Genomic DNA, 14,553 nt, shown 5'->3' on the forward strand with positions numbered 1-14,553 from the left:
TTCTAGTAGAAGACAAATATAGATAGGCATACTTAAAAATGATTTTTCATAGGTTTAAATGACTAAATCAAAGTTTTAAATGGAGGAACCTATGAAGGCAATAATTTGTACAAAATACGGTCCACCAGAAGTTCTTCAGCTAAAAGAAGTTGAAAAACCTACTATAAACGATGATGAAGTATTGATAAAAATACATGCTACAACCGTAACAGCAGGAGATGTAAAACTACGAGCCTCAGATTTCCCTTTTATGTATTGGCTACCTTCTCGACTTATGTTTGGCCTAACAAAGCCGAGAAATAAAATACCAGGTTGTGAGCTAGCAGGAGAAATAGTCAAAGTAGGGGAAAAAGTGAAAAGTTTTAAAATAGGTGACCATGTTTTCGGGTATAGCGGATTTTCTTTTGGTGCTAATGCTGAATATATTTCTTTACCTGAGCAAGGAGTGCTTACCAAAAAGCCAATTAATATGTCATTCGAGCAGGCTGCAGCTGTGCCTGTGGGAGCTATTACTGCACTTCATTTTTTAAGAAGGAGTATTATCCAAAACGGGCAAAGTGTGCTTATTTATGGCGGTTCGGGAAGTGTAGGAACTTATGCGATACAACTCGCAAAATATTTCGGCACAGAAGTTACTGCTGTGTGTAGTACATCAAACTTAGAGTTGGTTAGATCTCTTGGAGCAATAGAAGTGGTCGATTATACAAAAGAAGATGTTACGAAAAGTAGGAAAACTTATGACATTATTTTTGATACGGTAGGCAAGACTTCTTTTTCAGACTGTAAAAAGTTACTGAATAAAGATGGGACCTATTTATTAAGTGCAGTATGGAAGCCCTCAGTGTACTTTAAAGCATTTTGGAATAATTTGACCAGTAATGAAAAAGCCATCCTTGGAGTAGCAAATATGAACAAGGAAGATTTGAATTATATTAAAGCACTTATTGAAGCTGACAGATTAACAGCTGTGATAGATCGGCATTATCCACTTAATCAAATTGCTGAAGCACATCATTATGTAGAACAAGGGCATAAGAAGGGGAATATAGTAATTAATATTCGAGGTAATAATCAACTGTAAAATCATAATATAAGAATCCCTCAAAAATTGATTTTGAGGGATTCCTTAATTTACAAGTTTTTTTATAGATTTTCATTTTGCTGTCTTATTTCTTCACCAGCTAAAATCATATTTGCAGTTTCAATTTTGCGAAGTTCATCCACTGAATGACCAGGGTCAAGATTATTAAGGTTCGCTTGTATTTTCATATGTTCTTCATTTATAAGGGGTTTATATTGTTTAGTCAAATTATTACCTCCATATATATAGTAGAAACGTGAAGAAATTCTTCATAGTAGTTAGTCTTAACGATTTGACTAACTTCATTCAAAAGATGAAATATCGATTTACTTGCTTAATTCATTAACTAATTTTTGATAGGTGTAAAAAGCAGGCTTAGGTGAATAATCATCCTTCATAATGCCAAATTGATGAAATAGATCGTCTTTTGAGCTATCAGCATCCCTTAAACCGAAAAATTCATAATGAGTAATATTTAGTTCCTGGTGAAGTGCGTAGACCGTTCGAACAACTTTTTCAAGGACGTCTGATTGCTTTGCATACGATCTTTCTATTTGAATAAACGGATTTTTCCCGGTTGGCCATCCATTTTCCGTAATATGAATTGGAATTGTTGTAGGGATTCTATTGCGATTTAACGTATCTCGAAATTTACGGAGTATATTTTCTACTGAGATTGCAATTTCCTCAATTTCCAGTGGTTCCTCAAATACATCCACATAAAAATTATGACCGACATAATCAATTGAATGAATTAATTCATCTCCACCAATATTCATTAGGCTCTCCCAAAAATGTGGAATTGTTTTTTCTCCCTCAGGAACCGAACCAAACCCGATTTTAACTTTTAAATTATTTTTTGTAATTTCTTCTTTTGCAATAATTATTCCTCGTACAAGTGCTTCAAATACATATGGTTTCGATCCATCCATAAACGATAAATTAGGTTCATTCGTAATTTGAATTGATTCAAGTAAAGGACCATATTCCTTAATTACTTTACGAACGAAATTAAACCAATATTCTAGTGACAGACTTTGGTCCATAAGGCATCCGATTGTTAAATCACCTAATAACCCAGAGTTCTTATAGCGATTTAAAGCATTAAATACTTTTTCTTCCGTTTCTGGTCCCATATAGACAGCGTACATTCTAGGTAAAAGCCGATTAGCATTATCTTTAAGCTCTTTTAGTGCGGATGATATTTTTTCATAATTATCTTCTGGTCCAGTAGCTAATCCTATAGGTGTACCGGCTACGCTAAGAGGATAGATTCCGAAAGTTAATCCGTTTGATTTCATAATACCTCTCCTTTTTATAGTAAATTATTGTTTACTATTTTAAATGTAGTTTATTTGTAAAATGTGTTATAATCTAAACTAAGGTCGAATAAATAATAAACCTTTATTTACTATATGTCAATTTGGAAATTTTTGTACAGGAAGGTATGAAAGTCGCATGACGAATTCAAAAACACACCAAATAGCAGAGAAATTTATCCAATTACTCCCGCTAGTTTTTAATAAGTTTAACAAGCCAGGTTCAAAAAATTCACTAAAGAATAAACAGGCTGAGTTAACCCATCTGCAAAGTCATATACTTGAGGAATTATTTCAAACACCTGAAGGAATTTCACTAACAGAGCTAGCTCAAAATATTAGTATTTCTAAACAGCAAATGACCCCATTAATTATGAAATTAGAAGAAAAAGAGTATGTATCCAAAATTCAAGATGCTAATGATAAACGAAGCGTAAAAATTGTCCTTACGGAAAAAGGGAAGAAAGTTGTCTCTAAACGATGGGAAGATTTTTATCATATTTTTATCGAAAGGTTAGGGCAGCTTGATGAAGAAGACTTGTTAGATTTAGATTACTCAATGCACAAGATTATACGAATACTTGGGAAAATAGAATAGAGATTATATTGAAGGAGTGGAGTCAATTTCGGCTCCATATTTTTTTGGCCATTTTTAAGAAATGATTAAGAGAAAATCCTTATTTATTAAAAAATTATAACAGTTAAATATAACTATTTTGGTAAAAAATGGTAGATTTGTTGTAGTTTAGTAAATATAATTGTAATCGGTATTCATTATTAAGAACTAGTAGGTCGTTAATGTTGGAGGAATTATGAAAAAAAGGATTTTAATTATAAGCTTTATAGTGGCGCTCTGTTTAGGCGGAGGTTATTGGTTTTATGTATATGCTTGGGATTCTAGTGCGAAAGTGATTGCAAAAGAAGATGAATTAACAAGGACTAGTTTCTTAAAAGATAAACGTGCAGTTATTTACTTTTCAACCACTGCTGATCAAGATATAAATGGAGATGGCTTGAGTTATGCAGTGTTTGTTGATGAAAATGGACAAGCAAAAAGTGTAAAAATGAAAGGTTTAGAACTTGGATCTGTCACAAAAAGTCCGAATCAAGTATTTCTAGAAGATAAAAATCATATTCAAATTCTTGGTGACGAATACAAGGATTTTCAAATGAAGAAAAGCCAATATACTGGGGAACGATCTGGTTACATAAAAGGAAAAGACCTTTTCTTTAGTATTTATAACAGTGGATTCAGTAAAAAAGATGGATATAATTCGGATGTTCGTTTTGGCAATAAAAATGGTTTCCAGACCGGCACGATACCCAGCTATATTGTAGCTTCTGGCCAAGTAGGGGAGAATATTTATATATTAACTAATGATCCAAAAAATCCAAAAGAATTCAATTTACAAGAAGTAGTTCTAAATAATAAAGTAGGTATCAAGCAATTAAGTAAATTTGAAACGAAAGATGAAGTAAACCCGGATTCACAAGTATTAGCGGATCAATATTTTTATTACATAATCGCTTCAAATGCATCAATTGATGAACATAACAAGGATGAAATTCTGTTAAGGATTGATAAGAAAACATTGAGATTAGACACATTGCCACTTGTACACTATTCTAATATTGAAGATGTTAGAAGCACGATCGTCTATAATATTAAACAGTCTGCATATCTTTTAAACGGTGAGCTTTTTTACATAGATGGACTAGGTGATGTTTATACATTTAATACAAAAACTGAACAAGTGCAGAAGAAGTTTTCATTGATCGATGCAGATAAAACTGTATTATATTATAATGAACAAGTTTATTTTCGAGGTAATTACGTTTATTATTTTAGAGATAATCCTAAAAATAATAAATTTTCAATTGAGGTTTACAATCTCAAAACAGGAAAATTAGAAACACATCAAGAGATAAAAGGAATAAACGAGATCATGACTCAAGTGACTAAAAAAGGTAAATCAATTTATGCATATAGTTTTATGATGCTAAAGGGATAGCTTAAAGGACAAATTGACTTTATTAGCTCTCATTTAAAATACCAATTTATAGAAATTCTTGAACTTTACGAACTTATCGTTTAATATGATTTAATATAAAAACATAAACCAATTGTATAACCTCATTGATATGGTATGAGGGTCTCTACCAGGAACCGTAAAATCCTGATTACGAAAAAGAATGTAATGTATTTACATCCTTCTTCGTAATCAGGATTTTTTTTATTTTCTAATAATTAAGGGGGAAAAAATAATGAAAACAGTTTATATAAATGCAACGATTTTTACAATGGATAAGGAAAATCAAATTTTTGATAACGGTATGATGATTGTACAAGATCAATTAATTACTTATGTTGGAAACCATTCCGAAGAGTTAATGAAGGATGCGGATCAAGTAGTTAATCTTCAGGGGAAATGGGTGATGCCAGGTCTAGTAAATACGCATTCTCATATTCTAATGACGTTATTACGCGGAATTGGAGATGATATGCTGTTAAAGCCTTGGTTAGAAACTAAAATATGGCCGATTGAAAGACAATATACGACTGAGATTGCTTCAGTAAGTGCGCAGTTAGGTATTTTGGAAATGGTAAAGTCAGGAACTACAACGTTCTCTGATATGTTTAACCCTAATGGAATCGATCCAAATAATGTAATGGAGACAATTGGTGAAACTGGAATTCGCGGGGCATTTTCATATTCAATATTTAGCTTCGGAACAGAAGAAGAGCAAAGAATGAATCTAAAAGGTGCTGAGCAGTTTTCAATTGACTATAAAAACTTTGCTAATGGCCGTTTGACAACGATGGTTGCACCTCATAGTCCATATGCTTGTACTCCTAAAGCTTTAATTGAGAGTGCACGTATTGCAAAAGAAAATGACTTAATGATGCACATCCATGTATCTGAAACAGATTATGAAATTCAAGATATCCAAACTCGTTATTCGAACCGTCCTGTCGAACATCTTCGAAAATTAGGTGTATTTAATCAGCCGACAGTCATGGCTCACGGCGTAGTACTAAATGATGAAGAAAGAGCAATCTTAAAGGAATACGATGTACGTGTTGCTCATAATCCAATTAGTAATTTGAAATTAGGTTCTGGAGTAGCGGATGTTATTAGTTTACTAGAAGCAGGAGTAAAAGTCGGTATCGCAACAGATAGCACAGCATCAAATAACAATCTTGATATGTTTGAAGAAGTAAGAATTGCAGCATTGCTACAAAAAGGGATGTATAAAGATGCTACGAAATTCTCGGCACAAACGGCATTAACCTTGGCTACTCGCGGTGGCGCAGAAGTGATTGGAATGGGGCATACTGGCTCCCTTGAAGCAAATAAGAAAGCAGACTTTATTACGATTTATCCATTTGATAAAGAACATTTACAACCATTAAGTAACGCGTATTCACACTTACTATACGCTACTCGTGGTAGCGATGTATGTGATGTATTCATAGATGGAAATGCAATCGTAAAAGATCGTATTTGTTTAACAATTGATGAAGAAAAAGTAATTTCCGAAGCTAATCGTCTACAAAGTCGTTTTTCATAAAATTAAGAGGGAAAGAGCAGGACAAGTTTCCTGCTCTTCTTTTCATTTAAAGATAACGTTCGTTGATGATTTTTAAGTGATGTAATTCATGACCTGCAATAATATAAGCAATAGCTCTTGGTGTCGTTGGGTGATTTAATACTGTACCTTCAAGTTCTAATGTTTCATCAGATAAATTTGCTAACAAAGATAAAGTAGCTAGACGTACAGTTTCATATTCATTAATAATTCGTTCTATATCGAGACGCTTAAATTTTGCATTTTCATTATAAGCATTTTCATCAAAAGATGGTAAAGGAGATTTGTCTCCTCTTGCAATTGCCAATAGACGATAGCACATGATTCGCTCGCAATCTACTAAATGTCCAAGTACTTCTTTAATGCTCCATTTACCTTCTGCGTAACGATACTCAGATTTTTCTTTAGAGATTGCCTTAAAAAAGCTAATGGATTCCTCTAATTGCTTTCGTAAAATAGTTTGTAAATCACCTTCAGGAACTAGCCCTATATACCCTTTAAAATGAGGGTTATACTCATTTGGTTCTGGTCTGGACATCAAATTTACCACCTCAAAGTTTTTATTTTAAATCTACAATGCGTAGTACAATAAGCGAATTATACCTTAATATGTATATAGAAGTTTGAAAAATTAAAATGTTGAGGATGAATAAAATAAATAAACCGTTTTCTAGATTGAATTCGTTCCGATCAGTATTCAGCATGTCTTAAAAGCAGCTTCCTCTATAAATATGATTTGTATCTTCCTCTAAAAGTCTACCAATGTAATGTAGTTTGGATTTACTTAAAACGCGATTCCCTGCTTCAGTAATTCCAATAGCGCCAACCTCATTCACTAAACAACCGCTGTTTCGAATACGTTGAATTTCTTTGCTAATTTCTTTAATCATAACCTTTGCAAATTCCTTACTCAATTCATGCTTAGTATCAACGATGATGTTTGCTAAATAAAGATAGACTGAATTATTCTTTTCATATGGAAGAATATAATGACATAAACTTAATTCATCAATTTTCCCCTCAAAAAGTTGTTCAAATATCTCTTTTTCTACTGGGAAAAATGCTATAAATCCTTGGATTTCATGAGTATACTCCAGTACTCTATAGATATAAGGATTCTTACTCCAAGCTTCTTCTGCAAATGATTTCGTCACTTGCCATTCTACTTTGTAAACGAGAGAGTCTAATTCCAATAATCTATCAAAATCAGCAGGCGTTGCAAATCGTACTGTTATCGTCATATTCCACTTCTCCCTTTTCGGAAATAGTTAATAAAGATAATTAACTTAATCTTAATTTTAAGTCTTAATGCTATGAATCGTCGATAGACCTTTATTGTAGAATTTTGTATGATATTATTTGTTAAATTCCACTATTAAAATCAAATTCAATACAAAAAGGGCTTTTTAATAAAGTTAAGTGTAAATACAATAACTGTTGAAGATATTAGTAAAAGTACGAGAAAGTAATATGAGAAACAGAAGGTCATGGAGGTGGATTGAGTGGGAAATCAAATAAATAGCGATGAAAAGAGGGAGTGAAATGGAGATTAAAGGAATCAATCATTTGTTATTTTCTGTATCTAATCTAGAAAAAGCGATCGATTTCTATAAGAATGTATTTAATGCAACTTTATTAGTGAAGGGTAGAACAACTGCATATTTTGATTTAAATGGTATTTGGCTTGCTTTAAATGAAGAAAAGAATATACCTAGAAATGAAATTCATCAATCTTACACCCATATGGCTTTTACAATTGATGAAGATGACTTTGAAAAAATGTACGATAAATTACTAGAACTTAATGTAAATATATTGAATGGTCGCAAAAGAGATCAACGAGATAAACAATCAATTTATTTTACAGATCCAGATGGACATAAGTTTGAATTTCATACAGGAACTTTACAAGATCGAATTAATTATTATAAGCAAACAAAACCCCATATGGATTTTTATATTTGAAAGAGAAAGTTTTGATAAACTTTCTTTGAAAAAATATCTTGAATTAAAGATAAAATTTGATACAATATAAGTAAGAGTTAGACTAACTTAATAAATTATATATATTAAAGACGAAGTTAATTGTAAACAGTAATCAAATAAGTACGTAGATTCTTTTTGGTTTAATATCTCGAATTAAAGATAATATTGAGTATGAATTTATTTTTAAAATTAAAGGAGCGATAAATATGTTCGAAAAAATCAATAGTAAACAATTAGGTCTCGCAGATCACGGTTGGTTAAATACAATTCATCATTTTTCATTTGCAAATTATTATGATCCTAACAATATGAATTTCGGTGTACTAAGAGTATTAAATGATGATTTAATTAAAGCTCATAGAGGCTTTGGTACTCATCCACATAATGATATGGAAATTATAACTTATGTCATAAACGGAAAATTAACTCACGCTGACAGTATGGGAAATAAACACGAAATTGGACGTGGTGATGTTCAATACATGAGTGCAGGAACAGGTGTGTATCACAGTGAACACAATTTAGGTAAGGACCCATTACGATTAATTCAATTATGGATTATTCCTGATAAAGCAGGTCATACTCCAAATTACGGTGACTTAGTTTCAGATTGGGAAGAAAGAGTTGGAAAATGGTATCATATGGTATCTCCAGTTGATGGAAATGCTCCAATTAAAATTCACCAAGATGCAAATATTTACTCGCTTGCATTAAATGGAAATGAAGAAATTTCTTTTGAGATAAATAATGGTCGTCAAGCGTATTTAGTCTTATTAGAAGGAAATGCAGTTGTAAATGGAGAACTACTAGAAGCTAGTGATGCTGCGAAAATCATTGAAGAAAATATAAAAATTAAATCAAAAGATTTTTCACATTATTTAGTAGTAGAAATGAAAAAATAAAATAGATTTATTGATTTAAGCTTTGAAAGGGGAAGTATCTGATGAAAACAAGTATTAAATGGGACGGAAAATTAGCCTTTTCAGGAACTGCACCGTCTGGCCATGAAATCAAAATGGATACTGCTGAGTCTTTAGGTGGGGAGAATAGCGCACCTACTCCAGTTGAATTATTAATTAATGCTGTCGCAGGATGTACAGCGATTGATATCGTATTAATCCTTGAAAAAATGAGATTAAAATTGACTTCATTCGAAGTTGAAGTAAATGGTGATCGTGCAGAAGAGCATCCTAAACGATTTACAGACATCCATTTGCACTATATATTAGGCGGAGAATTGGATACAGAAAAAGTTCGAAAAGCAATCAAATTATCAAAAGATAAATATTGTTCTGTTGCTCATTCATTGAATGCTAATATAACAGCTAGCTTTACAATGAATGGAACGAAGGATGAAGAAATTCTGTAATATTAATCGTAGCTGTCTCCTTTGAGGCAGCTTTTTTTTGTTAGGTAATGCGAACATTTTGTGTACTTTGTTCATAAAACTGTGAACTTGGTTCATAAAGTAGAGGTTTTTGAGCATATGCTGTTTTCTCTCATTTATTGAGGGCTCAGCATGTAAAATACAACGGAAGTTAAAGCTGAAAATACGAACACTATATGAACTTTGTTGATAAAGTTGTGAACTTCGTTGATATATTGGATATTCTCGTTGATAAATTGCTTATTCTCGTTGATAAATGCTTTATTCCGGTTGATAAATGCTGTATTCCCGTTGATAAATGCTTTATTCCGGTTGATAAATGCTTTATTCTCGTTGATAAATGCTTTATTCTCGTTGATAAATGCTTTATTCTCGTTAATAAATGCTGTATTCCCGTTGATAAATGCTGTATTCCGGTTGATAAATGCTGTATTCCGGTTGATAAATGCTGTATTCCAGTTGATAAATGCTGTATTCCAGTTGATAAATGCCCTATTCTTGTTGATATACTGCAAAACTCCACTTATCAATTTTTATAGGTGGCTTAATTTTCGCCACGACTCGCCTTTTAGATAGAAAAGTTATTAAAACGGGCAAACTTTTATAAAACAACAAAAAAACCAGCAAAAATATCTTTGCTGGTCTTCTTCAATTACTCTTCATGATCCAATTGTTTCTTTACATAAGTAGGGAGCATAAAGCAGCCGACATGTAAGTCAGTATTATAATATTTTGTTTCGATACCTAGCTTATTCCATTCATCAGCTTTGACGTCTTTAATAGGGTCATATTTTTTTGATGCAAACCCGAATAGCCAGTGTCCAGATGGGTAGGTTGGCATATGGAATTGGTATACTTTTGAAATAGGGAATGTTTCCTTTATTTTTGAATGAGCTCGTTTCATTTCGTGCGCATAACTAGCGTAGTATGGACTTTCATGTTGATTAATTAGGATACCTTCTTCACTTAATACGCGTTTGCAGTTGTTATAGAAGGCTACTGTAAATAGGCCCTCTCCTGGCCCAATTGGATCAGTTGAGTCTACTAAAATTAGATCGTAATATCCTTCTTCAGCTTCTTGGACAAATTTTAGGCCGTCTTCGAAATATAAGGTTAAGCGGTCATCTTGATCTAATTTTGAAGCTGTTAAAGGTAGGTATTGCTGGCACAGTCTTACAACTCGTTCATCTATTTCGACCATATCTACAACTTCTACATTTTTGTAACGTAATACTTCTCGAGCGGTACCGCCGTCGCCGCCTCCGATAATTAATACTTTTTTAATTTGTGGGTTAACAGCCATTGATACATGCGTAATCATGTCATGGTAGATAAATTCATCTTTTTCAGTAACCATCATATAGCCATCGAGCGTAAAGAATGTTCCAAATGTTTCACTTCTAAAGAAATCGATTTGTTGAAATTCACTTTTTTCAGAATGGATATGTTCCTGAACTTTGATGGAGAATTTCGTATCTTCTTGATGGTTCTCTGTGTACCATAAATCCATTAAATTTTCCTCCAAACTTCGATCGACGACTTTGATTACATAAGGATCATCATCATCATTAATTGTGATTGTTCCTTCTTCTTTTAAATACAGATAATGCTGAATCAATTCGGTTGAAATTAGTTCGCCCGGTATGCACAGAGGGATACCAGGTGGGTAAATCATAATGGATTCACCACTAATTAAGCCGCTAGCATCGTGAATTGAGATAATTCGTTTTGGATGATAGTATGCTTCCCTTGGTGTCATAACCATTTTAGGATTTTTTAGTGCAACACTTATATCAGTCTCAAGCTTTGGAAGTTTTCCATAATGGCGGTCACTAATATCTCTTAACGCATTAATTAATGTCCGAATCGTATCTTCATTATCACCTAATGAAATGATTGCTAAGATGACATTAGGTTCTGCAAGTTCGATTTGAATTTTATATTCTTCAGCAAGCATGTCGTATACCTTAAAACCAGACAGTCCAAGATCTGACACTTTAACAACAAGTTTTAGCTCATCGTAATCGAAAACACCAACGCCATTCCGATATGAATCTCGAGTTATACATTTTAATCCCTTAATGGTGTTAATTTCTTCTTTAGCTTTCTTCGTTAAATTTAGTAATTTTTCAAAGCGCTCCTGACCTTCTAATACTAATTTCTTTCTTGCAACATCAATTGAACACATGAGTAGATAGGACGCAGATGTTGTTTGAAATAAATTAATTGTAGAGCGAACTCTATTTTTCGTAATTAACCCGTCATTATGCAATAAAACTGAAGCTTGTGTTAAAGCACCGCCAGTCTTATGCAAACTAAGAGTAACTAGGTCAGCACCAAGTAGGGCAGCATTACTTGGTAAATCAGGGTGAAACGAAAAGTGAGCACCGTGGGCTTGGTCTACTAAAACAGGTATCCCTCGAGAATGACCTATGTCGATAATTTGTTTTAAATCCGACGTTGCTCCAAAATAAGTTGGATTAATGATCAGGATGGCTTTAACATCCGAATTTAAATCTAAAGCATGGAGAACAGATTTTACTGAAACACCATTTACAATTCCATATTCATAATCAATTTCTGGCTCAATAAATACTGGTTTAGCTCCTGCCAAAATTAAAGCATTTATTGCAGATTTATGTACATTCCTCGGTAAGAGAATTTTATCTCCATGTTCAAGGGCACTCATAATCATATATTGAACACCAGAAGTCGAACCATTTACCAACATATAAGCATGATCGGAATGAAAAGCATCTGCTAGTAAAGTTTCTGCTTCTTGAATTACACCTGTTGGATGCGATAAGTTATCAACACGCTTTGAAGAGTTAACATCCATTTTAAGAGCCATTTCACTCCAAAGTTCTCTTAATTCCTCCAGTGAATTTCCTCTTTTATGCCCGGGAACATCGAAGCTTGTAATGTCCTCCTTTGCATAACGGACTAATTCCGTTAAAAGCGGTGTTTTACTGTGATCCATCATCCATCTATATCCTCCACATCAGGACCATTCCAAAGGTTTTTTCCGTAAAAAATCTCATCCATTTCATATTTCACTTTTTCTTCAATTTCTTTAATCTCATTTTCGTCTAATTTATCTTTTGTGTAGCCAAAAAGATAATTATCTAAATTAAATTGTTTCAACTTACATTTCGTATGAAATATATTTTCTTGAAACACGTTCACATCGATCATTTGATACATATCCTTAATTTTTTGAGGAAAGTAATTTTGAATTGAGTTAATATCATGATCAATAAATAATTTATAACCGCTTACATCGCGAGTAAAGCCTCGAACTCGATAATCAATTGTCATAATATCAGCATCAAATTGGTGGATTAAGTAGTTTAAAGCTTTTAAAGGAGAGATTTCTCCACAAGTAGATACATCGATATCAGCTCTAAACGTACTAATTCCATCATCTGGATGATATTCAGGATAAGTATGAACGGTAATATGACTTTTATCTAAAGCAGCAACTACTAATTCCGGTAATGGACCAGGTGATTCGGAAAACGTTTCAGAGGATGGGTTATCAACTGGACCTTCTGAAACAAGAATCGTAACACTTGCTCCTTGAGGATCATAATCTTGTTTTGCAATATTTAAGATGTGAGCGCCAATAATATGCGTAACTTCAGTTAATATTTTTGTTAAACGATCAGCGTTATATTGATCATCGATATACTGAATATATGCTTCTCGTTCTTCTTTAGTTTTTGTAAAGCAAATATCATACATATTAAAACTTAATGATTTCGTTAAGTTATTAAAACCGTATAGTTGAAAATTATTTGACGATGAAATATTCATCTATTGTCCTCCTAGTTTTACAAAATAAAAATATACGTACGAAAAGTAAAAACGACCTTGCAGGTAATCGCTTTTGTAACTAGTCAATATGTATTGTTTGTTTTTGAATTATTCATTATTCACTCAAAGTTGATGATTAAAGATATACTTGAAGATAAAACTACATTTCGTTTAATTTTAAATATTCAGAAAAAAGAAAGCCTGAAAATTTATTAGGCTTTCTTTGATAATAGAATCGGGGGCTGTGGTGAAATAATCATTTCAAACTCCATTACTAATTTATTGAAAATACTATTCCAGTCTTGTGTTAGCGCATAATCCCGTGCCTTTTTTGACATATGCTTTAACAGTTCATTGCCTTGTAAGCAACCCTCAATTGCATTGCAAAAAGACGAAAAATTTTGAGGTTCGCAAAGAATACCAGTCGAATAATCTCGAATAATATTTTTTACTCCACCTGCATTAGCTCCAATGACTGGGGTACCGCAAGCCATTGCTTCGAGCACTACATTTCCAAAGGTTTCTGTATCAGATGGAAAGACCATTAAATCACACATGCCGTATATTTCAACTAATTCACTTTTTTGAAGATAGCCAGTGTAAATGATGTGCTCGGTACCAGTTTTTTTAATCATTTCTTCTTTTTTTGGGCCATCTCCTACGATTAACCAAGTTAAATTATGTCCAAATCGTTGTTTCGTATAACTAATGATTTTAGATAAAGTTTCTAAATCTTTTTCAGGTGCAATTCTTCCAACAAAACAAATCGTATATTTTGAAGTTATATTATATTTTTGTTTAATTTCATTCTGATTAGTAATCGGGCGAAATATAGAACAATCCACACCATGAGTCCAAAGAGAGAGATTATTAAACCCTTTTGTAACTAGATGGGTTAAAGTATCTTTTGAAGGAACAAATATTTTTTGTGATGGTTTATGAAACCAATCTAAATACTTCCATAGAATATTCTCCAAAAACGATAAATTATAATATTGGAGATAATGATCAAAATTTGTATGATAGGAAGCAACTAAAGGAAGTTTCATTTTTTTCGCAATATATAGACCACTTAATCCTATTGTAAATGGTGTAGCTATATGAATAATATCAGGTTTAAATTCCCTAAGCGTTTTTTTAATTTTAGAAAGATTAGGAAATGAAATCTTGCATTCAGGATAAATTTTAAGCGGTACTGATTTTAGTCTTGTCACATCCTCAGTAGACGGTAAATCGAAAACTTGAGGGGAAAATACATGGTAAGAATGCTCATTTTCTTTTAAATAATTAGTAAAACGATTTAAGGTTTTTGCAACACCATTAACTTGAGGGATATAGGTGTCTGAAAATATAGCTACTCTCATAATGTTCCT

At 32.6% G+C, this 14,553-nt stretch carries 15 protein-coding genes and 1 riboswitch; of the genes, 7 read left to right on the forward strand and 8 right to left on the reverse strand.

Going from position 1 to position 14,553, the window contains the following annotated elements; translation table 11 throughout:
- Positions 1-91 precede the first annotated feature (91 nt).
- Positions 92-1,081, forward strand: coding sequence for an NAD(P)-dependent alcohol dehydrogenase (locus tag ACFCYN_RS05615; RefSeq protein ID WP_172447125.1), 990 nt, complete (start codon positions 92-94; stop codon positions 1,079-1,081).
- 62 nt (positions 1,082-1,143) lie between these two features.
- Here the strand turns inward: ACFCYN_RS05615 and ACFCYN_RS05620 are convergent, their stop codons facing one another.
- Entirely contained in the window at positions 1,144-1,308 is a 165-nt protein-coding gene (locus ACFCYN_RS05620) for a hypothetical protein (protein WP_172443654.1), read from the reverse strand.
- Between the two features lie 99 nt (positions 1,309-1,407).
- Complete coding sequence (locus tag ACFCYN_RS05625; protein WP_375948067.1) at positions 1,408-2,382, reverse strand: hypothetical protein; 975 nt, start codon at positions 2,380-2,382, stop codon at positions 1,408-1,410.
- Positions 2,383-2,539: 157 nt separating this feature from the next.
- Here ACFCYN_RS05625 and ACFCYN_RS05630 point away from each other — a divergent pair, with 157 nt between their 5' ends.
- The 3 genes from ACFCYN_RS05630 (at position 2,540) to ACFCYN_RS05640 (ending at position 5,973) form a co-directional block, all read left to right on the forward strand.
- Entirely contained in the window at positions 2,540-2,998 is a 459-nt protein-coding gene (locus tag ACFCYN_RS05630) for a MarR family winged helix-turn-helix transcriptional regulator (protein ID WP_375948069.1), read from the forward strand.
- A gap of 214 nt (positions 2,999-3,212) precedes the next feature.
- A complete protein-coding gene (locus ACFCYN_RS05635) occupies positions 3,213-4,412 on the forward strand; it encodes a hypothetical protein (RefSeq protein WP_375948071.1) in 1,200 nt (399 codons plus the stop codon).
- Between the two features lie 92 nt (positions 4,413-4,504).
- Positions 4,505-4,604: riboswitch (purine riboswitch) on the forward strand.
- A 43-nt stretch (positions 4,605-4,647) separates the two neighbouring features.
- Positions 4,648-5,973 carry an amidohydrolase family protein gene (locus ACFCYN_RS05640; protein WP_375948216.1) on the forward strand — a complete coding sequence of 442 codons (1,326 nt, stop codon included), beginning with the start codon at positions 4,648-4,650 and terminating at the stop codon, positions 5,971-5,973.
- Positions 5,974-6,019: 46 nt separating this feature from the next.
- Here ACFCYN_RS05640 and ACFCYN_RS05645 read toward each other — a convergent pair whose 3' ends face one another.
- Entirely contained in the window at positions 6,020-6,529 is a 510-nt protein-coding gene (locus tag ACFCYN_RS05645) for a DinB family protein (protein WP_375948073.1), read from the reverse strand.
- A gap of 169 nt (positions 6,530-6,698) precedes the next feature.
- Positions 6,699-7,232 carry a hypothetical protein gene (locus ACFCYN_RS05650; protein ID WP_375948075.1) on the reverse strand — a complete coding sequence of 178 codons (534 nt, stop codon included), beginning with the start codon at positions 7,230-7,232 and terminating at the stop codon, positions 6,699-6,701.
- A gap of 301 nt (positions 7,233-7,533) precedes the next feature.
- Here ACFCYN_RS05650 and fosM point away from each other — a divergent pair, with 301 nt between their 5' ends.
- The 3 genes from fosM (at position 7,534) to ACFCYN_RS05665 (ending at position 9,346) form a co-directional block, all read left to right on the forward strand.
- Entirely contained in the window at positions 7,534-7,956 is a 423-nt protein-coding gene (fosM, locus tag ACFCYN_RS05655) for a FosM family fosfomycin resistance protein (RefSeq protein ID WP_172447131.1), read from the forward strand.
- 227 nt (positions 7,957-8,183) lie between these two features.
- Positions 8,184-8,879: a pirin family protein gene (locus ACFCYN_RS05660; RefSeq protein WP_172447132.1), complete on the forward strand. Its 696-nt coding sequence runs from the start codon at positions 8,184-8,186 to the stop codon at positions 8,877-8,879.
- 41 nt (positions 8,880-8,920) lie between these two features.
- On the forward strand, positions 8,921-9,346 hold the full coding sequence (locus ACFCYN_RS05665) for an OsmC family protein (RefSeq protein WP_098119557.1): 426 nt from the start codon (positions 8,921-8,923) through the stop codon (positions 9,344-9,346).
- Between the two features lie 134 nt (positions 9,347-9,480).
- Here the strand turns inward: ACFCYN_RS05665 and ACFCYN_RS05670 are convergent, their stop codons facing one another.
- From ACFCYN_RS05670 to ACFCYN_RS05685, 4 genes are all read right to left on the reverse strand, one after another.
- Positions 9,481-9,879 (reverse strand): hypothetical protein, encoded by a 399-nt coding sequence (locus ACFCYN_RS05670; protein WP_375948077.1) that lies wholly within the window; start codon positions 9,877-9,879, stop codon positions 9,481-9,483.
- 137 nt (positions 9,880-10,016) lie between these two features.
- Positions 10,017-12,347, reverse strand: a complete 2,331-nt coding sequence (gene speE, locus ACFCYN_RS05675; protein ID WP_216853997.1) for a polyamine aminopropyltransferase — start codon at positions 12,345-12,347, stop codon at positions 10,017-10,019.
- Positions 12,344-13,180, reverse strand: coding sequence for an adenosylmethionine decarboxylase (gene speD / locus ACFCYN_RS05680; protein ID WP_098119556.1), 837 nt, complete (start codon positions 13,178-13,180; stop codon positions 12,344-12,346). Before speD ends, speE begins: the two co-directional genes overlap by 4 nt.
- Positions 13,181-13,392: 212 nt before the next feature.
- Positions 13,393-14,544 (reverse strand): glycosyltransferase family 4 protein, encoded by a 1,152-nt coding sequence (locus ACFCYN_RS05685; protein WP_172447134.1) that lies wholly within the window; start codon positions 14,542-14,544, stop codon positions 13,393-13,395.
- Positions 14,545-14,553: the final 9 nt, after the last annotated feature.

This window comes from Gottfriedia sp. NPDC056225 (assembly GCF_042267765.1).
GTDB lineage: Bacteria > Bacillota > Bacilli > Bacillales > Bacillaceae_G > Gottfriedia.